The organism is Rhizobium phaseoli (genome assembly GCF_003985125.1).
GTDB lineage: Bacteria > Pseudomonadota > Alphaproteobacteria > Rhizobiales > Rhizobiaceae > Rhizobium > Rhizobium phaseoli.
In genome coordinates, this window is record NZ_ML133568.1 from 353,206 (window position 1) to 374,332 (window position 21,127).

General features: G+C 62.6%; 17 protein-coding genes. 9 read left to right on the forward strand and 8 right to left on the reverse strand.

The annotated features are described in order from the left end of the window. Positions 1 to 27: 27 nt before the first annotated feature. Positions 28 to 1,305, forward strand: coding sequence for an L-fuconate dehydratase (locus tag EFD56_RS09575; protein ID WP_126905149.1), 1,278 nt, complete (start codon positions 28 to 30; stop codon positions 1,303 to 1,305). Between the two features lie 56 nt (positions 1,306 to 1,361). On the opposite strand, the gene EFD56_RS09580 is transcribed toward EFD56_RS09575, so the two are convergent. Further along, on the reverse strand, positions 1,362 to 2,255 hold the full coding sequence (locus tag EFD56_RS09580) for an NAD(P)/FAD-dependent oxidoreductase (RefSeq protein WP_064819964.1): 894 nt from the start codon (positions 2,253 to 2,255) through the stop codon (positions 1,362 to 1,364). Positions 2,256 to 2,457: 202 nt separating this feature from the next. On the opposite strand from EFD56_RS09580, the gene EFD56_RS09585 reads away from it, so the two are divergent. Together EFD56_RS09585 and EFD56_RS09590 are read left to right on the forward strand one after the other, a co-directional pair. Next, entirely contained in the window at positions 2,458 to 3,105 is a 648-nt protein-coding gene (locus EFD56_RS09585) for a TetR/AcrR family transcriptional regulator (RefSeq protein WP_037118819.1), read from the forward strand. Between the two features lie 33 nt (positions 3,106 to 3,138). Then, positions 3,139 to 4,002, forward strand: coding sequence for a class I SAM-dependent methyltransferase (locus EFD56_RS09590; protein ID WP_126905150.1), 864 nt, complete (start codon positions 3,139 to 3,141; stop codon positions 4,000 to 4,002). 114 nt (positions 4,003 to 4,116) lie between these two features. On the opposite strand, the gene EFD56_RS09595 is transcribed toward EFD56_RS09590, so the two are convergent. Together EFD56_RS09595 and EFD56_RS09600 are read right to left on the reverse strand one after the other, a co-directional pair. Next, the gene (locus EFD56_RS09595; protein ID WP_126905151.1) at positions 4,117 to 5,523 is read right to left on the reverse strand and encodes an RtcB family protein; all 1,407 of its coding nucleotides are present in this window, start codon (positions 5,521 to 5,523) and stop codon (positions 4,117 to 4,119) included. A gap of 554 nt (positions 5,524 to 6,077) precedes the next feature. Further along, on the reverse strand, positions 6,078 to 7,634 hold the full coding sequence (locus EFD56_RS09600) for an RNA-binding protein (RefSeq protein WP_126905152.1): 1,557 nt from the start codon (positions 7,632 to 7,634) through the stop codon (positions 6,078 to 6,080). Positions 7,635 to 7,844: 210 nt separating this feature from the next. Between EFD56_RS09600 and rtcR the strand changes: the two genes are divergently transcribed. After that, on the forward strand, positions 7,845 to 9,452 hold the full coding sequence (gene rtcR, locus EFD56_RS09605) for an RNA repair transcriptional activator RtcR (protein WP_126905153.1): 1,608 nt from the start codon (positions 7,845 to 7,847) through the stop codon (positions 9,450 to 9,452). Positions 9,453 to 9,746: 294 nt separating this feature from the next. On the opposite strand, the gene EFD56_RS09610 is transcribed toward rtcR, so the two are convergent. From EFD56_RS09610 to EFD56_RS09630, 5 genes are all read right to left on the reverse strand, one after another. Beyond that, positions 9,747 to 10,877, reverse strand: coding sequence for an RNA ligase (locus EFD56_RS09610; protein ID WP_126905154.1), 1,131 nt, complete (start codon positions 10,875 to 10,877; stop codon positions 9,747 to 9,749). Between the two features lie 281 nt (positions 10,878 to 11,158). Beyond that, positions 11,159 to 11,704: a sarcosine oxidase subunit gamma family protein gene (locus EFD56_RS09615; protein WP_085744170.1), complete on the reverse strand. Its 546-nt coding sequence runs from the start codon at positions 11,702 to 11,704 to the stop codon at positions 11,159 to 11,161. Further along, positions 11,697 to 14,651, reverse strand: coding sequence for a sarcosine oxidase subunit alpha family protein (locus EFD56_RS09620; RefSeq protein WP_126905155.1), 2,955 nt, complete (start codon positions 14,649 to 14,651; stop codon positions 11,697 to 11,699). The genes EFD56_RS09615 and EFD56_RS09620 overlap by 8 nt, the downstream gene beginning before the upstream one ends. Then, positions 14,648 to 14,929, reverse strand: a complete 282-nt coding sequence (locus tag EFD56_RS09625) for a sarcosine oxidase subunit delta (protein WP_009999631.1) — start codon at positions 14,927 to 14,929, stop codon at positions 14,648 to 14,650. Before EFD56_RS09625 ends, EFD56_RS09620 begins: the two co-directional genes overlap by 4 nt. A gap of 12 nt (positions 14,930 to 14,941) precedes the next feature. Then, a complete protein-coding gene (locus EFD56_RS09630; protein ID WP_085744168.1) occupies positions 14,942 to 16,192 on the reverse strand; it encodes a sarcosine oxidase subunit beta family protein in 1,251 nt (416 codons plus the stop codon). 87 nt (positions 16,193 to 16,279) lie between these two features. Here EFD56_RS09630 and EFD56_RS09635 point away from each other — a divergent pair, with 87 nt between their 5' ends. The 5 genes from EFD56_RS09635 to EFD56_RS09655 all read left to right on the forward strand — a co-directional run bounded on the left by EFD56_RS09635 (position 16,280) and on the right by EFD56_RS09655 (position 21,088). Then, positions 16,280 to 17,239: a GlxA family transcriptional regulator gene (locus EFD56_RS09635; RefSeq protein WP_064812280.1), complete on the forward strand. Its 960-nt coding sequence runs from the start codon at positions 16,280 to 16,282 to the stop codon at positions 17,237 to 17,239. A gap of 77 nt (positions 17,240 to 17,316) precedes the next feature. Beyond that, positions 17,317 to 17,994, forward strand: coding sequence for a helix-turn-helix domain-containing protein (locus EFD56_RS09640; RefSeq protein WP_010004177.1), 678 nt, complete (start codon positions 17,317 to 17,319; stop codon positions 17,992 to 17,994). 90 nt (positions 17,995 to 18,084) lie between these two features. Beyond that, complete coding sequence (locus EFD56_RS09645) at positions 18,085 to 18,990, forward strand: class II glutamine amidotransferase (protein ID WP_085744167.1); 906 nt, start codon at positions 18,085 to 18,087, stop codon at positions 18,988 to 18,990. A 68-nt stretch (positions 18,991 to 19,058) separates the two neighbouring features. After that, a complete protein-coding gene (locus EFD56_RS09650) occupies positions 19,059 to 19,745 on the forward strand; it encodes a GltB/FmdC/FwdC-like GXGXG domain-containing protein (protein WP_085744166.1) in 687 nt (228 codons plus the stop codon). Between the two features lie 14 nt (positions 19,746 to 19,759). After that, positions 19,760 to 21,088 carry an FMN-binding glutamate synthase family protein gene (locus EFD56_RS09655; RefSeq protein WP_085744165.1) on the forward strand — a complete coding sequence of 443 codons (1,329 nt, stop codon included), beginning with the start codon at positions 19,760 to 19,762 and terminating at the stop codon, positions 21,086 to 21,088. Positions 21,089 to 21,127: the final 39 nt, after the last annotated feature.

A 21,127-nucleotide genomic window follows, 5' to 3' on the forward strand; every position in this document is an offset into this window, starting at 1 on the left:
TTCGCTATTGCAATTGGGAGAACAATCATGACCCGCATCACCGACCTTCGTGTCTTCGATCTCCGCTTTCCCACCTCGCAAAGCCTGGATGGATCGGATGCAATGAATCCCGATCCGGATTATTCGGCCGCCTATGTCATTCTCGATACGGACGCGCCTGATCTTGCCGGCCACGGCCTGACCTTCACCATCGGCCGCGGCAACGACATTTGCTGCATGGCGATCGAGGCGATGCGCCACCTCGTCGTCGGCGTCGAGCTTGCCGAGGTGCTCGCCCATCCCGGCAAATTCTGGCGGCATCTGACCAGCGACAGTCAGCTGCGCTGGATCGGCCCGGAAAAGGGCGCCATCCATCTCGCGACCGGCGCCGTCGTCAACGCCGTCTGGGATCTGCTCGCTAAGCAGGCCGGCAAGCCGGTCTGGCGGCTCGTCGCCGAGATGTCGCCGGAAGAGATCGCCGATATCGTCGATTACCGCTATCTGACCGATGTGCTGACGCGCGCCGAAGCCGTCGAGATCCTCAAGCGCGCCCAAGCGGGCAAGGCCGAACGCATCGCTCTCCTCGAAAAGCAGGGCTATGCCTGCTACACCACCTCGGCCGGCTGGCTCGGTTATGAGGACGAGAAACTGCGCCGCCTCTGCCAGGAGGCGATCGACGCCGGCTTCAACCATATCAAAATGAAGGTCGGTCGCGATCTGGAAGACGATATCCGCCGTCTGCGGATCGCCCGCGAGGTGATCGGCCCCGACCGCTACCTGATGATCGACGCCAACCAGGTCTGGGAGGTCGGCCAGGCGATCGACTGGGTCAAGGCGCTTGCCCCGGCCAAGCCCTTCTTCATCGAGGAACCGACAAGCCCCGACGACGTCGCCGGCCATCGCAAGATCCGCCAGGCAATCGCCCCGGTGAAGGTTGCGACCGGCGAGATGTGCCAGAACCGCATCATGTTCAAGCAGTTCATCGCCGAGGGCGCGATCGACATCGTCCAGATCGATTCTTGCCGCATGGGCGGGCTGAACGAGGTCCTTTCTGTGTTGCTGATCGCCGCCAAGTTCGGCCTGCCGGTCTGGCCGCACGCCGGCGGCGTCGGCCTCTGCGAATATGTGCAGCACCTGTCGATGATCGATTACATCGCGGTGTCAGGCACCAAGGATGGCCGCGTCATCGAATATGTCGATCACCTGCACGAACACTTCCTCGACCCCTGCCGGATCGAGAATGCCGCCTACATGCCGCCGACCCTGCCGGGCTTCTCCATCGAGATGAAACCGACTTCGATCAGCGGCTATACATTTCGAGGCTGAGGAGCGCCGGCGGCGCGCTCGTCCCCGCCAGAACCCGGAGAGGGAATTCTCTGCTCTCAAACCAGCATCGACTGCTGGGCGGAGATACCTGCCGTCGCGCCCTGCGATATTGCCGTGGTGACCGAGTTCATGGCTGGGTTTGCGAGATCGCCGGCGGCGTAGATGCCCGGCATGCTGGTTTCGCGGCGCTCGTCGACCTTGAGGGCGATGCCGAAGGGCGTATCGACCGTGGCGAGGCCCAGTGATTCATGCAGGCTTGCGGACGGCTTGTTGCGCGGATGCGCAAACAGGATATCGACCCCGGCGTTGCGGCCGCTCTCGAGATTAACGGTGGTGATATGGCCCCTGTGATGGGCGATTTCGGCGATCCGGCCGTCGATGACAGGTATGTTGCGGCGCGCCAGGTCGGCGCGGATATCGGGCGCAATGTCGTGACCATCGGCGAAGACCGTCAACGTGTCGGTCCAGTCGTGATACAGCCTGACATAATTGTGCGACGGCGGGCCGGACCAGACGAGGCCCCAATGCTGGTCGGCGACTTCAAAGCCGTCGCAATAGGGGCAGGGCACGATGGAAGTGCCCCAGCTTTCGGCAAAGCCGGGAACATCAGGCATCTGATCGGCCACGCCATAGCTTAGGATGAGGCGGCGCGCCCCAAGGCTTTCGCCATCGCCAGTGAGGACGGAGAAATCATCGATGGCGCCGGAGATGCTGTCGGCCCGGGCATTGAGCAGCCTGACCGTGGGATAGCGTGCCAGCTGCATCCGCGCCTCGGCCAGGATGTCCAGCGGTGGCTTGTGATCGTGGCCGAGCAGGCCATGCGAGTGTCCGGCGAAGCGATTGCGCGGCAGGCCCGTATCGAGAACGGTGACCCTGCGGCGGGTACGGCCGAGCTGAAGGGCGGCGGCGAGACCGGCAAAGCTGCCGCCGATGATGATGACGTCATCCATGGTGATAAGCTCCGTGCTGTTGAGCGGGTGTGATTGGCTGAGCCTTGGCGCGTCTCGTCCACCGATCCGCATCGATATGGCCAAGCGGCTTAGAGACTCGATCTATGGGACAGGATAAAATCCGTTCGTTGGCTTGCATATTTCCGATACTGCGTGGTATCGTAAGACATGAATAACGATACTGTCAAGGATCTTAATGGTCGTGACCGAAAATAGTCGAGGCCGGCGCGGCCGGCCAGCCAACGAGGCGCTTGGCCAAACGATAGTCGACGCAGCATACGAACTCTTTGTGGAATTGGGTTTTCAAGCGACGACATTGGACAAGGTCACCCAGCGAGCGAAGATATCCAAGCTCAGCATCTATCGGCACTTCGAGAACAAGGAGGCGCTGTTCAGCGCGGCCATCGCGGACCGCTGCCATCAGTTTGCACCACAGGCCCTTTTTGAAGGCGTCGACGGTTCGGCCGAAGAGCAGCTCATGGCGGTGGGATCATCCCTGCTTCGCACGCTGTTGAGCCCGGACGTCCGCAGTGTCGAAGCCATGGTCATGGCCGACAAGACGAATCAAAAGTCGTTAAGCAAGCTCTATTACGAAGCCGGCCCCGCCCATGTCATCGCCCAAATCGAGGCCCTGTTGCGTCAGTTGCACGCGAAGGCGGTTCTGAACGTGCCCGATCCTCTCCAGTCCGCCCGCTTGTTTGGCGCGCTTTTCAAAGGATCCGATCTCCTGATTATTGCGCGCTTCGATCCGGCAAGAGCAGAGGACGACAACGAAATCGAATCCTATTGCCGATCGGCCGTCGCCATGTTCATCGCCGCGCACGGTGGCAGCGGCCAGGCGGGCGGATAACCCAGTCAAGAACGGATCAGAACAGGATATGGCATGGCAGAGAAAAATGTTTATCAGGTAGCCGACTGGAATGGCCAAAGCGGGGAACGCTGGGTCGCTTACCAGGCCCGGCTCGATGCCATGCTGGCGGTGTTCGGCCAGGCCGCGGTCGAAGCCGCCGCGCCCGCCATCGGCGAAAGCGTGCTGGACGTCGGCTGCGGCGCGGGGGCGTCCACTCTGGATTTGGCCGCCCGCGTCGGCGCGGGGGGCCATGTGCTAGGCGTGGACATATCCGAACCGCTGATCGGCAGAGCGCGCGAGCGAGCGCCGCAGCACACGCCGGTGCTGTTCCAGGTGGCTGACGCCAGCAGCGCCGAGCTGCCCGAGGGCGCGTTCGATATCCTGTTCTCGCGCTTCGGGGTGATGTTCTTCGACGATCCGACAGGGGCGTTCGCCCATATGCGCCGTGCGCTCAAGCCGGGCGGGCGGGTCGCTTTCGTCTGCTGGCGCGGCATGGCCGAGAACGATTGGGTGCGCTTGCCGATGGGCGCGATCAAGGGCATCCTCCCACCGACCGCGCCGCCCGATCCCGAAGCGTCCGGCCCGTTCTCGTTCGGCGACCGGGGGCGGGTGGCGCGTATCCTGACGGCGGCCGGCTTCACCGCCATTGCTATCGCGCCATTCAATGCCTCCATCCCGTTCGGCGGGGGGAGGACGCGGGACGCGGCAATCGACGACGCGGTGGAGATGACACTCGAGGTCGGCCCGCTGTCGCGCGCGCTCGCTGATCAGCCAGACGACATCCGCGCCCGCGCCTCGGCCGCGGTTCGTGCCGCCTTCGCGGACCGCCCCGCCGAGCGGTCGGTAATGATCGACGGCGCAGCATGGATCGTCACGGCGCGCAATCCGGCAAGCTGACAGAGATTAACAGAGGGGAGACGCCCCCGCTTTGAACAAAATCAAAGGCGACAACCGCCCTATGCCTGAGCGTGCATTTGAGGGAAGGCAAGCCTGGTTGCCTTCCCTCAGTGTTTACCGGCGCTTTTTACGCCAGGGCGCATTCTGCTGCCAGTCGCCGGCCATGATGCTCCCGTAGGGGACCACCTCGTCGACCACTTCGGCGAGGCCGTAGTGCTCGATCTGCGCCCGCACGTTCGCAGCACTCTTGTAGGCACTCGGCAGTTCCGACACATCGGCGAAACCGGAGAAGAACCGCGTGTCTAGACCGCTTGTTTCCTTCTCCAGGATAGCCGCGATGTTGTTCGGGCTGAGCCCACGCGAATCCGCCCCATACTCCGCGGACAGCTGCCGCATATGCGCGCTGCGTGAAAAGTTGCGGCCGGCGCCATGCGGCGAGAAGCCGAGGCCATGGGCAGCGTTCGAGCCGCGAACGATCAGGATGGGTTCCGCCATATTGAGCGGAATGATGGTCAGATCGGTCGCGTCATGCGCCCAGTTGTCGAAGGCAGGGGTGGCACCCTTCCCGTGGTAGAACAGTCCGTCCGACTTCCGGAAGACGAAATTATGCTCGTTCCAGAAGCGGTCCGCGACCTTGGCCGAGAGCTTTTCCGCCGCCATGTCGTGAAGGACATAGTGGTTCTCTTTCGTCCACTGGCGGATCGTCTGCAGCGCCGACCAGTAAAGCTCACCTTCCTCGGTATCCGCCGGAATCCAGGCATTTTCCCGATGCGTCTCGGGCGAAATGCGCTCCCGAAACTGGTTGGCGACCTTCATGCCCTTGTCGTAGAGCCGCGCCCCCGGTGCTCGCGATCCGTGGTGGGTCACAAGCGCGGTTTCCCCGGTCGACTTCATTGTTCCGACATAGGCGAAATGATTGCCGTCGCCCTGGGTGGCGAAATGCTCGATGCCAGCGCTCAGCGCACCATCGCGCAGATAAGGATTCTGCTGGAAGGCCGAAAGCGTCGCCTCGGAAGGCTTGAGCTGCGCGCCGCGCGGACGGCCGCCCGGACCGAAATGCGTCACCGCGTGCACGGCATCCAGGAGCGACTTCGGATCCACGCCAGGAAAGATCGAAATCGCCATGGAGCAGCAGATATCGGCCGAATGCATGCCGGGATGGATCGCTTCGGACGCCACCACGCCGCCGACCGGGATCGTTCCGACTGGACCCGCCGGGCAGGCGTCCGGCATGATCGCCGCGGCCCGGACGACCGGCGTGCGCACCAGCGCCCGCATCGTCGCATTCACCTTCTCGACATTGTCCTGCTCGAAGGCGTTCTCGGCGCGGATATTGGAATAGATCTCGATATCGTTATCGGCCTTCAAGGCGAGCGTCGGCTCGGGCTGGAAGGCCCTTGCCGCCTCCAGCGCATCGGTCACCGAGCCACCCTGGCTCAAAACCGCGTTGGCCGCATCGAGAGCCGGGCGAAACCACTTCCCCTGGCTCATGCCGGCATCGATCAAATCCTGTCCGCTCATTACCGCTATCATTGTCTTTTCTGCGTCTGCAGTCCTTCTTGTTCAGTTTGCTTCTCTTCACCTGCCGGCATTCGCCGGGGTAGTCCGTTCCTGCATGGCAGGAGCTTGCAGCGGCGACGAGGGTGGACGAAACCGGATGGCCCCGCTCGTGCCAGAGAGCGTATGCCCAGGAGGAGTCGAACCTGCCAGACCATCCAACTTTGGAGGCTGTAGTTCCGTCCGGCATTCGCCACTGCAATCTTCGTCATGGCAACAAGTGTCCGGGAAACAGCTTGCTCTACCAACTGAGCTACAGGACCAGGCCCTGGCGAGAATCGAACTCGCGACACAGATGTAGTTCCCCATGCATTCGCCATGTCATTCCATATGTCCGTGACGACAAGGTGTGGTGAAACGTCCTGCTCTATCCGCTGAGCTACGGGTCCGTGAACTGGAGGACCCGACGGGATTCGAACCGCGACCAGGAGATTAACGATCTGTAGTTTCATCCGGCATTCGTCACGGCTCCCCGCGCCGTTCACGGCGGCGCGAGGATATTGCTTCCTGTGAGCCCGTCAGAGCTCGATTGCCTCGATGGCTTTCACCCAGCCATCCGCTCCTTTGCTGTTGGCCGCGAAAGCCGTGATCACCCCGTAGACGGCGTCCGAGAAGCCACCGATGTTGAGCACGTCTTCCCGCGTCGGCGCCTGCGTCGTGGCGTGGGGCTGGATGTCGAGGCAGACCAGCTTTGCAGCCGGGTTGACCCGCTTGATCCTGGCCCATTCCGTCATGACTGCCGTCGGCTGGCAGCTGCCGCGCGCATCCACCCAGGACTGATTGTCCGAGATGAACACCACGAGATCGACCTTGGCCTTCTCGTTTGCCAGCATCCTCAGCGGTGCGGAGCAGTTGGTTCCGCCGCCACCGATTTTCGCCAGCGTACCGGCATTGGTCATCACCGAATCCCGCTTGTTGAGGCTGACGCGCACCACGTCATTCTCGAACGGCAGCACCCGCGCCTTCGGGTTGCGCTGCAGGAACGCCGCGGTCATCAGACCGGCGACGTCGATGCAACGGACCGAGGACGTCGCGCCCTTCCGGTAGCCGGTCACGGGCGAGCCCATGGAACCCGACACATCAGGGCAGAGCACCACATTGCCCATCACGGACGGCACATTGGCGATGGCGATATCCATCGCGTCCTGAAGCGCATCCCGCACGACATCCGGAACTTGGCCATCGACCATCCTCCACGCCATCATCAACTGATAGGGGAAGACCTTTGCCTTGCGGATTTCCTCCGGATCGGCAAGCCGCGCGGCCAGCGCCTCGGCAAAACCCTCGACCTCGAACACGCCGTTGCGTGCAAAGGTGTTGAGGTGCTGCCGCACCATCTGCCAGCCGCCCTTGCGGGCGATCTCGACCCAATGCTCTCGCGTCAGCGGCAGCGAGGTCAGCATCTGGAACGGCACATCAGGCACCGGCCCCGTCTGGTCACGCCGGAACGCTTCCAATGCCTTGATGAGCTCCGGCAGCGCCGCGTAGTCGTGCGGCTTGCCGATCGCCCAGGCATAAAGCGCCTTGCGCTCCCCTGTGGCCGGCTTCGGATGCACCATGCGGATGACGTCGGCGAGCGAAGGATCGTTTCCAACCATCGCACGCAGGATCTGCTCGGTGCTGGCCCGTTCGAGCCACGCCTGCACGACCTTCTTCGGGCGTGTGCCGAGCGACTTGCGACCCGTGGCGCCAGAGCGCATGACCTGCACGAAGCCGCGCAGCATCTTGCCGCTCTTCACCACCCGCGGGAATGCGCGGGCGAAGGCATCGCTCTGAAGGCCGGAGAGCATGGCGAGCAGCGTCACCGGCATGTCCTTCATGTGCCCCTTTTCGGCGGCATAAACAGCCAGCTTGGCGAGAAATTCCGGCTCGACCTCAAGGGCAAGCGTCTTTACCGCCTCGAGCTGCTCGGCTCCATCAGCATAGAAGGTGCCGTTGAAGGTGCCGGTCACAGCATATTGCGCCAGCGCCTCGCGCGGCGTCAGCCGGTAGGCCGGGGCTTCTTCATGATTTTTTGTATCCGTTCCCGGAAGCAGTTTCCCGAGGTAGGTTTTGAAGATTGCCTTGTTGACCATGACAGCACCTGTTGTTTGGTTCGTGCCAGATACATTTCAAGACGCGTGCCAGTTTGAAGAAGGGAGCGGGAGATACGCGAAACGTTCGTTCATCCATATGTTATCAAAGGAGAAATTTTTATGTCTCAGCCGAGCGCAATCATGAATTGCGAAAATCCGATCCCGATTATATTATCGCAAATTATCTTGTTTTATAATTTTGGATAAGACATGAAGCGCCGCGTCGCCATCAGCATATTGGGAACCACCCTGGATGCGGGGAAATGGGAAAATCGCTGGAGCCGCTGGCGGCCGAATGTCGCGCTCTGCCAGCAAGCGGGCCTGTTCATCGACCGACTGGAACTGATCCTCGACAACCACTCGCAAGCTCTCTGTCACCGCATCGTCACCGACATCGAAACTGTGGCGCCGGCAACGGAGGTGCGGAGCAACGTCATCAACTTCAAGGACCCCTGGGATTTTTCGGAGGTCTATACCAACCTCAGGGACTTTGCCCGCAACTACAACTTCGACCCCGAAACGGAAGACTATCTCGTCAACATCACCACCGGCACCCATGTCGCACAGATCTGCTGGTTCCTGCTGACCGAAGCCCGCATCATTCCCGGCCAGCTGCTGCAGCTCTCGCCGCCGCGCGACCGCGAGCCGGAGCAGAATTTCGCCGGCACGCATCGGATCATCGACCTCGACCTTTCCCGCTATGACGAAATCGCCAAGCGCTTCGCCTCCGAGCGGGAAGACGCCGCCTCCTTCCTGAAATCCGGAATTTCGACCCGCAACGCCGCCTTCAACAGAATGATCGACGAGATCGAAAGGGTGGTGATCCGCTCGACGGCCCCCGTTCTGCTGACCGGGCCGACCGGTGCCGGCAAGTCGCAACTCGCCCGCAGGATCTACGAGCTGAAGAAGAGCCAGCGCAAGGTCAGTGGTCCGTTCATCGAGGTCAACTGCGCGACGCTCCGCGGCGACCAGGCCATGTCCACCCTGTTCGGCCATGTGAAGGGCGCCTTTACCGGCGCGGCCGGCGAGCGTGCCGGCCTGCTCAAGTCCGCCGACAAAGGCGTGCTGTTCCTCGACGAGATTGGCGAACTCGGCCTCGACGAACAGGCCATGTGCCTGCGCGCGATCGAGGAAAAGAAGTTCCTGCCTATGGGCGCTGATCGGGAGGCGTCCGCAGACTTCCAGCTGCTTGCCGGCACCAATCGCGATCTTGGCGAGGATGTGCGCAAAGGCAGGTTCCGCGAAGATCTCTATGCCCGCCTGAATCTCTGGACGTTCCGGCTGCCGGCCCTGCGCGAGCGCAAGGAGGACATAGAACCCAATCTCGACTTCGAGCTCCGGCGCTATCTGGAACGAGAAGGCGAAAATGTGACTTTCAACAAGGAAGCACGCAACCGCTACCTGACTTTTGCAACTGGCCCGCAAGCCGTCTGGAGCGCCAACTTTCGCGATCTCTCGGCGTCGGTGACGCGTATGGCGACCCTCGCGCCGCATGGGCGCATCACGACCGACGTCGTTGACGATGAAGTCCGGCGGTTGAATGCGTTTTGGCGCAGTTCGAGTGACGAGGGCAGGGTGGACCTGATCATTGAAGAAGTGCTGGGTGCAGAGACAGCCGCTCGCCTCGATCACTTCGACACGGCCCAGCTTGCCACCGTTCTTCACACTTGCCGTCAACACGCCACGGCAAGTGCTGCGGGCAGAGCCCTGTTTGCGATGTCGCGACTGGAGAAAAAGAGCAGCAACGACGCCGATCGCCTGAGTAAATATCTCGCGCGCTTCGGCCTCAGATTCGAGGATATTAGGAAAGCCGGATAAAGGCTTGTGGTAACCGGTGTTCCACTCCCACGCTGCCCTGTCTGGGCTAATCTGTGATCGGCTTTCCATGGACGAGCAACGGGAGTTTCTCCATGGAGAGTACATTAGAGGTTTTCACGACCAGGAAGCCTGGGCGTGAGGTTCACCTATCGAACGCCTTCTGGAGCAAAGCACACGTTCCACTTGATGCCGCTATTTAACGCATTATTGCTTCAATGTCACAGCCGAAGGAACCTCTCAGCCGAGGCCTTCTCCAATCCTGCATTCACGCCAGAGCTACTGTACGCTGCAAATCTACGATGTTGCCTCATCAATCACACGCCCCATGGCATATGACGGCTGGTAACCTGGCAACACGTTGCCAGTGGGTCTGATGGAACGCATCAACGCGTCTCGGGACTTGCCTACGATTGCACCTGCTTTTCGCAAGCCAAAAACGTATGGACCCACGTCAGCAGGCAGTGAATTGAGCGACAATCCCAACTCTTTATCGGAAAGATGGGCGACAGATGCTGCCAGCTCAGCGACCTTCCTTTCCATCGCCGCGTATTCCTTCGTCAGGAGGAGTACGATGTTGTCAAAATCGCTCCAAAACTCTTCCGGCAAATCACGACGAATCGCGGCCATGTCGTCCCCAGCGGCCATTGCTTCCCACATTACCAATGGCGTGCAGCGTGAGATCAACGCATGGATACGACGGTACTCGGAGCCTTTGAGTTTGAGGCGCAAGCCATTTGTGAATCTAACGACAAATCCCTCGTTGTCGCGTGGGAGCGTTGCAGTATGGAGCATCATGTCCGCCATACTCCCGAACTCATGGCGTTCGGCCGCACGCCATCCCAACGCTTGGCTGGTCGTTCGAACCTCGTCGTAGGTTACTTCAAGACCTGAAGCGTGGTAGGCCGCCAACATCACCATGGCAGGCTCCGCATATCGCACGACAATTCTGTTTTCCGGATATACCGCCTCGAACAGATATGTCGTATCCGGTGACAGACTGGAGAGATCGTGGGCATCCAAGCGTGCTTGAGCCCATAGGGCCTGTTCGGAGTCGAACGCGCCTTTGGTGGCTGCGTGCCAACGGCCAGCATCATTGAACACGATTATCAGACTACCATCGAGCTTTTCGAACGCCTCAAACGGCAGATCGGGTACTTCGCCATGCCGCTCGCCGACATTGAAAAACTTCGGAAACGGCGTGGCAACGACCCGACCAGCGCCCTCGTCCACAATGAGACCGCGAGCGATCAGCGAAAACTGATCCCAACCATCCTCATATACGCACCGGGGGGTATAGATGTAGAGCTGCAAAGTACCGGTTGCGTTCTGACGGCGATGGACATGGCCGAGCCCTTGGGCTCGCTTCAAGCCAGCGATAAGGTCGGGAAACGGGATTTGGCGGGCAGGGTGTATCGGGTCGTTCATCTTTTCACAGCACCCTCTTTTATCGCCTTCAGAATTAATTTCGGCTGAACTTATCAATTGTTCAGCCGTTCCACGCCGTCAAACGCGATTTACTAATAGATTTGATCGTCCGCTCTGATGGATGCAACGCCTATTGGGTTCGGACCCAACACAGCCTTTGCCAATCATTTCGCTACTGGCGTTCGCGATCCCCGCGTCGAAGCGTGAAACCGATCCGAGAAAACGGGTCGATCAATCATGCTAATTTCGCTCAATCGTCGATCTTTGTGCCGGCACGGCCCTCATGCGCCTTCCTTTTCAGCGCTCGCCGCCATATGCCTGAGTTCGTCCCAGAGGCTTTCGGCGAAGCTGCGCAGAACGGTGAGTTCGAAGCTGTCATCGCCGGTGCGGACGATCTGGACGGAGATATGGCCGACCATGGTCATCGCCGAACTGCCTTCCGGGAAAACGGCGGGATCGAGATCGATGGCGGTGCCTTTTGAGAGAAGCAGCCGTGAGGATCGGCCTGAGATGCCGATGCGCACGCGCCCGTGGCTCTGGTCCATGACGAAGGCTTTTCCCGCAAGTGCTGCCGCAAGGGCGGCAAGGCTGGTGGGGGAAAGCGGCTCGTTGCCGGCGACGAACCATTGGCGAAAGCCGGCCTTGCGGATCGAACTGTTCGCAAGGCCGGCTTTGGCCAGCTCGGTGGCCAGTGCCGGCGGCTCGATCGCGCCGAGCACGTGCAGCAGATGGCCTTCCGGCAGGGCTTCCAACCGGAGGCCGGACCCTGACATGCCGTTATATCTGGCGTCGGCGAGAACCGGTCTGTGCTGGGGAAGATCAGGCATGGAGCTTCTCGTTTTCGGGATCGATGAAGACGGGATGGCAGAGCACCGCATCGGTGTATTCATTGTGCAGACCGTTCCAGACCGTCACCTTCTCACCGATACGCTCCGGCCCGCGCCGGACGAGCGCCAGACCGATCTTATGGCCGAGCGTCGGCGAAAAGACGCTTGATGTAACGTAGCCCTGATCGTTTTCGAGCGTCGCCGCCGCACCCTCGGCAAGGACATGCGAGCCAGTGCGGAAACCGCTGGCCGGGTTGAGCGGCTTGACGCCAACGAGGCGCGGGCGCTCGGGGTCCTGCAGGCCCTCACGGGCGAGCATCGCCTTGCCGATGAAATCCGGCTTGGTCGATGACACCATGCGGCCGAAGCCGAGATCATCAGGGGTGACCGTGCCGTTGATCTCGGCATGGGTGACATGGCCCTTTTCGATGCGCAGGACGCCGAGCGCTTCGGCGCCGTAGGCGCAGATGCCATGTTTTTCGCCGGCCGCCATGATGGCGTCGGCAACGCTCTCGCCGTAGCCGGCCGGCACCGCCAGCTCGTAAGCGAGTTCGCCCGAGAAGGAGATCCGGAACAGCCGGCCTTCGAGGCGGCCTGCGAATAGCGACACCTGGCGGGCGCTCATGAAAGGGAAGGCCGCATCGGAAAGATCCTCGTCGACGATCTCCGAGAGGATCGCGCGCGACTTCGGCCCGGCAACGGCCATCTGCGCCCATTGGTCGGTCGAGGAGGCGAAGCAGACGTCGAGTTCCGGCCAGAGCGTCTGGGCGCAGAATTCGAGATGGGTCAGCACACCGGCGGCAAGCGCCGTCGTCGTCGTCATGAAGAAATGCTCGTCGCTGAAGCGGCTGGTGGTGCCGTCGTCATAGATGAAGCCGTCCTCGCGCAGCATGATGCCGTAACGCGCCTTGCCGACCGCAAGCTTGGCGAAGCCGTTGCAATAGATCCGATCGAGGAAGGTCGCCGCATCCTTGCCTGATATTTCGATCTTGCCGAGCGTCGAGACGTCACAAAGGCCGGCGTTCTTCCGGATGTTCAGCACCTCGCGGTCGACGCTGTCGCGCCACGTCGCCTCACCGGCGCGCGGGAACCAGGAGGAACGATACCAGAGGCCGGTTTCGACGAAGACCGCGCCATTCTTCTCAGCCCAGCCATGCAGCGGCGATTTGCGCGCCGGCTGGAAATCCTTGCCGCGCGAGGCGCCGGTCAGAGCGCCGAAGGAAACCGGCGTGTAGAAGGGCCGGAAGGTCGTCGTTCCCACTTCGGCGGGCGACACTCCACGCGCTTCGGCCAGTATGCCGATGGCGTTGATGTTGGAAAGCTTGCCCTGATCGGTCGCCATGCCTGATGTCGTGTAGCGCTTGGCGAGCTCGACATGGCCGTAGCCTTCGCGCACGGCAAGCCCGAGGTCCTTGAGATGGACGTCGTTCTGATAATCGACGAAGGCCTTGCCCTTCGAGCCTTTGACCGACCAGAGCGGCTTTGCATGCGGAGCCGTCTCGGGAGCTGAAACAAACGCCGGTTCCGCTGCAAAGCCGATTGCCTGCATTGCGGCGGCGGCCTTCGCCGCGCCATCGCCGAGGCAGGCTGCGGTCTGCGCAAGGCCGGCAGCTGCGCCGGCAACGGCGAGGCCGTCCTGTGATGCCGGCGCCAGAAAGGCTGAAGACACCTCGGACCATTGCGGCTTGCCGCCGCGATGGCAGGCCAGATGAATGACCGGGCTCCAGCCGCCCGACATGGCAAGCGCATCCGCGTCGATCCGGCGAATGCCGCCTGCGGTCTCGATGCTGACGCCGCGCAGGCGCTTGCCGCCCTCTGCATCGATGACCCGGGCGCCCCGCAGAACCTCGGCGCGGCCCTGCCAGCCCTTGCCGCCATCGACGCGGCTGTCGACGATCGCGGCAACTCGAAGGCCGGCGGCTTCGAGGTCGGCGGCGGTGTCATATGCAGTATCGTTGGTGGTGAAGATCACCGTGCTTTGGCCTGGCGCCACCGCCTGCCGATTGAGATAGCTGCGCATGGCGCCTGCCATCATCACGCCGGGGATGTCGTTGCCGCCGAAGACCAGCGGCCGCTCCTCGGCACCTGTCGCCAGGATCGCCTGCCGGGCGACGATGCGCCACAAGCGTTCGACCGGGCGGTCCGGATCAGGCAGCGCCACATGCTTCTGCACACGTTCGACCGCGCCGAAAACATTGTCGTCGTACCAGCCGAACACGGTCATGCGCGGCAGGCGGCGCACATTCGCCAGCCCTTCGAGTTCGGCCAGCAACTCGCCGAGAACAGCGTCCGCCGGCTTGCCGTCGACAGCGCCCCTTGCGGAAAGCAGTCTGCCGCCGAGTTCGGCGCCTTCGTCGGCAAGAATGACGCGCGCGCCGGCGCGCCCCGCCGTCAGCGCTGCGGCAAGACCGGCGGGACCGGCGCCGATCACCAGCAGATCGCAATGCGCCCAGCATTTCTCATAGGCGTCGGGATCGGCTTCGTAGGAGGCGCGGCCAAGGCCCGCCGCCTTGCGGATCACCGGCTCGTAGAGCTTTTCCCAGAGGGCCGCCGGCCACATGAAGGTTTTGTAGTAGAAACCGGCGCTGAGGAAAGGCGAGAGCAAGCCGTTGACGGCGCCGACATCGAAACCGAGCGAAGGCCAGCGGTTCTGGCTCTTGGCCGTCAGCCCCTGGTAAAGCTCGATCATCGTCGCGCGCGTATTCGGTTCGGTGCGCCCGCCGCTGCCTGTCGTCACCAGCGCGTTCGGTTCGGCGGCTCCCGCCGTCAGGATGCCGCGCGGGCGATGATATTTGAAACTGCGGCCGACGAGCTGGACGCCGTTGGCCAGCAGCGCAGAGGCGAGCGTATCGCCCGGATGGCCTTCCAGCGCCTTGCCGTCGAAGGTGAAGCCGAGGGTCTTGGCGCGGTCGATGCGGCCGCCCGAGGAAAGACGGAAGCTCGTCATGCCGGTTCTCCGGCGAGCTTGGCAAGAGCGGCATCCCTGACGCCATGAACCTTATGGGTGACGGTATCGCGCTCGACGATCAGCCAGCGGCGGCATCCGGAGGAATGGTGCCAATATTCGCTGTGCCGGCCCTTCGGATTGTCGCGCAGATAGACATAGTCGTACCAGGCATCCTGACAGGCCTCCGGCGCCGGCCGGACCAGGTTCGCGTCGCCGCGGATCGAGAATTCCTCCTTGGGCCGGACGCCGCAATGAGGACATGAAATCAGGCTCGCCATCGTCAAATGTCCTCAGTGCAGATTGGGCTGGGCGCCGACGCCCTTTTCGTCGATCGGATAGCCGCGCGCGAAACGGTCGAGCCGGAAGGCGCGCGCCGTCTGATGCGGCGTGTTGCGGGCGATCAGATGGGCGTAGCAGAAGCCGGAGGCGGGTGTTGCCTTGAAGCCGCCGTAACACCAGCCGGCGTTCAGATAGAGATTGTCGATATGGGTGCGGTCGATGATCGGCGAGCCGTCCATGCTCATGTCCATCACCCCGCCCCAGGAACGCAGGAAACGTACCCGCGACAGCGAAGGGATCATTGCCACGCCGGCTTCGGCGACATGCTCGACGGTCGCCAGATTGCCGCGCTGGGCATAGGAATTATAGCCGTCGATATCGCCGCCGAAGACAAGCCCGCCCTTGTCGGACTGGGAGACGTAGAAATGCCCGGCGCCGAAAGTGACGACATTGTCGATGAAGGGTTTCAGCCCTTCGGAGACAAAGGCCTGCAGCACATGGCTTTCGATCGGCAGGCGGAGGCCGACCATATCGGCCACGACGGTGGAATTGCCGGCCGCCGCCAGCGCCAGCTTGCCGCAGCCGATGAAGCCCCTGCTGGTCTCGACGCCCGTCACCTGACCGTTTTCGCGGCGGATTCCGGTCACCTCGCACTGGGTGATGATGTCGACACCGCGGCTATCTGCGCCGCGGGCATAACCCCAGGCGACCGCATCATGGCGCACCGTGCCGCCGCGTGGGTGGAACAAGGCGCCCATCACGGGAAAGCGGGCATTGTCGAAATCGAGGAAGGGCAGCTTCTTGCGCACCGCCTGCCGGTCGAGCAGCTCAGCGTCGACGCCGTGCAGCCGCATGGCGTTGCCGCGGCGTGTATAGGCGTCTCGCTGCGCGTCGGAATGAAAGAGGTTGAGCACGCCGCGCTGCGAGACCATGGCGTTGAAATTGAAGTCTTGCTCCAGCCCCTCCCACAATTTCATCGACAGCTCGTAGAAGGGATTGTTGCCGGGCAGCAGGTAGTTGGACCGGATGATCGTGGTGTTCCTGCCGATATTGCCGGAGCCGAGATAACCCTTTTCGAGGACGGCGACATTGGTGATGCCGAACTCCTTGCCGAGATAATAGGCGGTGGCCAAACCGTGACCGCCGCCACCGACGATGACGACGTCGTAATGCGGCTTCGGCGCCGGGTCGCGCCAGGCAGGCGCCCAGCCTTTGTTGCCGCGAAGGCCGTTGAGGAAAATCGAGAGAGCGGAGTAGCGCATGGGTCAATCCGAATGGAGTGGCCGCATGATGCCAGAAAGACCAGCGCGGACTTGCGCAATTAGGACACTAATGAATATAAAAGGGACATGTCCTCGCCCGATACCAGAAATGTCCAGGAGATCGGCTTCATCCTGATCCCGGGATTCGCGCTGATGTCCTACGCTTCGGCGACGGAGCCGTTGCGGGCAGCAAATCTTCTGGCTGGTCGCGATATTTATCGTCTGCGGACCTTCTCGCCGGACGGCGCGCCTGTTCTCTCCTCCTCCGGCGTGCCGGTGCCGGCCGAACCTCTTCCCATCAGGGGCGCGGGGCTCGGCACGGCCTTCGTCTGCGCCGGCGGCTCGCCGCGCGACTGGCGCTATCCGGGCGTACTCGCCTGCCTCAGGCAGTTGTCGCGCGAAGGTGTCAGGATCGGCGGCATTTCGGGCGGTCCCTATCTGATGGCGGCCGCCGGACTGCTCGCCGGCCGCGACTTCACCATCCACTGGGAGTACGCCGCCGCTCTTCTCGAGGCCTTCCCCGATCTTTCGCCGCGCCAGGCGCGCTTTATGATCGACGGCAGCAGAATCACCTGCGGCGGCGGCATCTCAGCCCTCGACATGATGCATGTGCTGATCACCGAGCGCATGGGGCCGGATTTCGCCCGCCGCGTCAGCGACTGGTATCTGCACACGGAGGTCAACGAACCGGCAGCGCCCCAGCGGGCGTCGCTCGCCGAGCGTTACGGCGTCCATCATCCCGGCCTGCTCAGCGTTCTCGAGCGTATGGAGGAGACGATCGAGATGCCGCTCGACCGCGCCGCCATGGCGCGCATCGCCGGTGTTTCCGCCCGTCATCTCGACCGGCTCTTCTCGGCCCATCTCGGCACCACCTTCCTCGATCAATATCACAGGATCCGGCTGCAGCATGCTCACCGCCTGCTGAAGCAGAGCCCGCTTTCCGTCTCGGAGATCGCGGTCGCCACCGGCTTTTCCAGTCTCAGCCACTTTTCCCGGATGTTCCGCGCCCTCTATGGCATTGCGCCGCGACAGGCGAGGCGGGATTAGGTTTTCTTCACGGTTGAGGAACTTTCACCAGGGGGATAGGTTGGCATCGAGACAAAAGAGCAGGCGGCGGGACATTCATGACAACCAAGCGTGAAACGGCAGAGCAACCGGACCATGGCGGACGCGCGCCCTTTTCCCAGGACCCGCACGCCGTTCGGGAGCCGAAGGAAAACAACCTCGAAATGGCGATCGGCCATGAGGTGCGGGCCTATCGCAAGAAACTCGGCATCACGGTCACCGATCTCGCCGCCGCCACCGGCATCTCGCTCGGCATGCTTTCGAAGATCGAGAATGGCAACATTTCACCATCGCTGACGACGCTGCAATCGCTGTCGCGGGCGCTCGGCGTGCCGCTGACCGCTTTCTTCAGGCGCTACGAGGAACCGCGCAATGCCGTCTTCGTCAAGGCGGGAGAGGGCGTCGAGCTCGAACGGCGCGGCACGCGCGCCGGCCATCAATATAATCTGCTCGGCCATATCGATAACAATTCGAGCGGCGTCATCGTCGAGCCCTATCTCATCACGCTGACGGCCGATTCCGATGTCTTCCCGACCTTCCAGCACGAGGGCATGGAGTTCCTCTACATGCTCGAGGGCGAGGTGGTCTATCGCCACGGCGACCAGCTTTTCCAGATGCAGCCGGGCGACAGCCTGTTCTTCGACGCCGATGCGCCGCATGGGCCGGAACAGCTGGTGAAACTGCCGAGCCGCTACCTCTCGATCATCAGCTATCCCCAACAAGTCACTAGAGGCTAATGTTGCCTTAAAAGAAAAATTTATTCTTCCCAGTTGAAGACCGCAAACAGAGCTGTTACTCCTTTCGCAACATGAACGGAGGCACACGCTATGTGCGGCATTGTTGGATTGTTCCTCAAGGACAAGAGCCTTGAACCCCAGCTGGGAAATCTGCTCTCGGATATGCTGATCACCATGACGGATCGCGGCCCGGATTCGGCCGGCATCGCGATCTATGGCGGTTCTGCCGAGGGCAAAGCCAAAATCACCATTCAGTCCGCCAATCCGGGCGCGGACTTCGAAGGCCTCGCCGGCGACCTCGAGAAGGCCGGCATCAAAGCCGAGGTGTCGGTCAAGAGCACGCATGCGGTCGTCGAGCTCGAAGCCTCGAAGCTTGGCGCCGTGCGCAAGGCGCTTGCAGAGATCCGACCGGCGGTCCGTCTGATGGGATCGGGCGAAAGCGTCGAAATTTACAAGGAAATCGGCCTTCCCAAGGATGTCGTGGCGCGCTTCGGCGTGCGTGCGATGAGCGGCACCCACGGCATCGGCCATACCCGCATGGCGACCGAATCCGCGGTCACCACGCTCGGCGCCCATCCGTTCTCGACCGGCGCCGACCAGTGCCTGGTGCACAACGGCTCGCTGTCCAATCACCACAACCTGCGCCGCGAACTGATCCGCGAAGGCATGAGCTTCGAGACGCAGAACGATTCCGAAGTCGCCGCCGCCTATCTGACGGCCGAAATGGCCAAGGGCAAGGATCTCGGCCAGGCGCTGACCGGCGCGCTCGACGATCTCGACGGCTTCTTCACCTTCGTCGTCGGCACCAAATCCGGCTTCGGCGTGGTGCGCGACCCGATCGCCTGCAAGCCCGCCGTCATGGCCGAGACCGAGCAATATGTCGCCTTCGGTTCGGAGTACCGCGCGCTGGTCAACCTTCCCGGCATCGAAAATGCCCGCGTCTGGGAGCCGGAGCCGGCGACTGTTTATTTCTGGGATCACGACAAGGCCGCCTGAGGGGCGCCTGACAGCAGGCGGCGGCTGACACCACCTACCAGACAACCGAGGATTCCAACGAGGATTCAATGCCGACATTCGATCTTTCCCACACCCCTCTTCGCGAATTGAACAGCGCGCTGCACGCCCTTTCCCAAGGCGCCAACGACACTGAATTCGAAGTCATCAATCCGCGCGGCAGCCATGCCGTCGCCGTCGGCATCGACAGCCCCGTCACGGTCGCGGTCAGAGGATCGGTCGGCTATTACTGCGCCGGCATGAATGACGGCGGCAATGTGACGGTCCACGGCTCAGCCGGTCCGGGCGTCGCCGAAAACATGATGTCCGGCACCGTCGTCATCGAAGGCGACGCCAGCCAGTATGCCGGCGCCACCGGGCGGGGCGGCCTGCTCGTCATCAAGGGCAATGCGGCCTCGCGCTGCGGCATTTCGATGAAGGGCATCGACATCGTCGTGCACGGCAGCATCGGCCATATGTCGGCCTTCATGGGCCAGTCCGGCCATCTTGTCGTGCTCGGTGACGCCGGCGAGGCGCTGGGGGATTCGCTCTACGAAGCCAAGCTCTTCGTCCGCGGCACGGTCAAGAGCCTCGGCTCCGACTGCATCGAGAAGGAGATGCGGCCGGAGCATCTTCAGAAGCTTGCCGAGCTCCTCGAGCGCGCAGGGGTCACGGGCGTCAGGCCCGAGGAGTTCAAGCGCTACGGCTCGGCCCGCAAGCTCTACAATTTCAACATCGACAACGCCGACGCGTATTGAGGCGAGGGACATCCATGAGCTATCACAACCCCTATACCCCGCCACGCAAGTCCGCGACCTTCGACGACTATACGCTCGCCGAAATCCGCCGCGCGGCGGCAACCGGCATCTACGACATCCGCGGCGCCGGCACCAAGCGCAAGGTGCCGCATTTCGACGATCTGCTGTTTCTCGGCGCCTCGATTTCGCGCTATCCGCTCGAAGGCTATCGGGAGAAGTGCGACACGACTGTTGTGCTCGGCTCACGCTTCGCCAAGAAACCGATCACGTTGAAGACGCCGATCACCATTGCCGGCATGAGCTTCGGCGCGCTGTCCGGCAATGCCAAGGAAGCGCTCGGCCGCGGTGCGACGATTGCAGGCACCTCGACGACGACAGGCGACGGCGGCATGACGGATGAGGAACGCGGCCATTCGCAGACGCTGGTCTACCAATATCTGCCCTCTCGCTACGGCATGAATCCGCGGGATTTGCGCCGCGCCGATGCGATCGAAGTCGTGGTCGGCCAGGGCGCCAAGCCCGGCGGCGGCGGCATGCTGCTCGGCCAGAAGATCTCCGACCGCGTCGCCAATATGCGCAACCTGCCGAAGGGCATCGACCAGCGCTCGGCCTGCCGCCATCCGGATTGGACCGGCCCCGACGATCTCGAAATCAAGATCATGGAGCTGCGCGAGATCACCGATTGGGAAAAGCCGATCTACGTCAAGGTCGGCGGCGCGCGTCCCTATTACGACACCGCCCTTGCCGTGAAGGCCGGTGCCGACGTCGTCGTGCTCGACGGCATGCAGGGCGGCACGGCGGCGACCCAGGACGTCTTCATCGAGAATGTCGGCATGCCGACGCTCGCCTGTATTCGCCCGGCCGTTCGGGCGCTGCAGGATCTCGGCATGCATCGCAAGGTCCAGTTGATCGTGTCGGGCGGCATCCGCTCCGGCGCCGACGTTGCCAAGGCGCTGGCGCTCGGCGCCGACGCGGTGGCGATCGGCACGGCCGCACTTGTTGCCATCGGCGACAACGATCCGCGCTGGGAAGAGGAATATCAGAAGCTCGGCACGACGGCCGGTGCCTATGACGATTGGCATGAAGGCAAGGATCCGGCCGGCATCACCACCCAGGACCCGGAACTCGCCAAGCGGCTCGACCCGGTCGCGGCCGGCCGCCGGCTCGCCAACTACCTGAAGGTGATGACGCTCGAGGCGCAGACGATCGCGCGTGCCTGCGGCAAGAACCATCTGCACAACCTCGAGCCGGAAGACCTCGTCGCCCTGACGATCGAGGCCTCGGCCATGGCGCAGGTGCCGCTCGCCGGCACCAACTGGATCCCCGGCAAGGCCGGTTTTTAAGAACACCCGGCCGGGCGCGTTTGGGAGGATGCGGCCGGC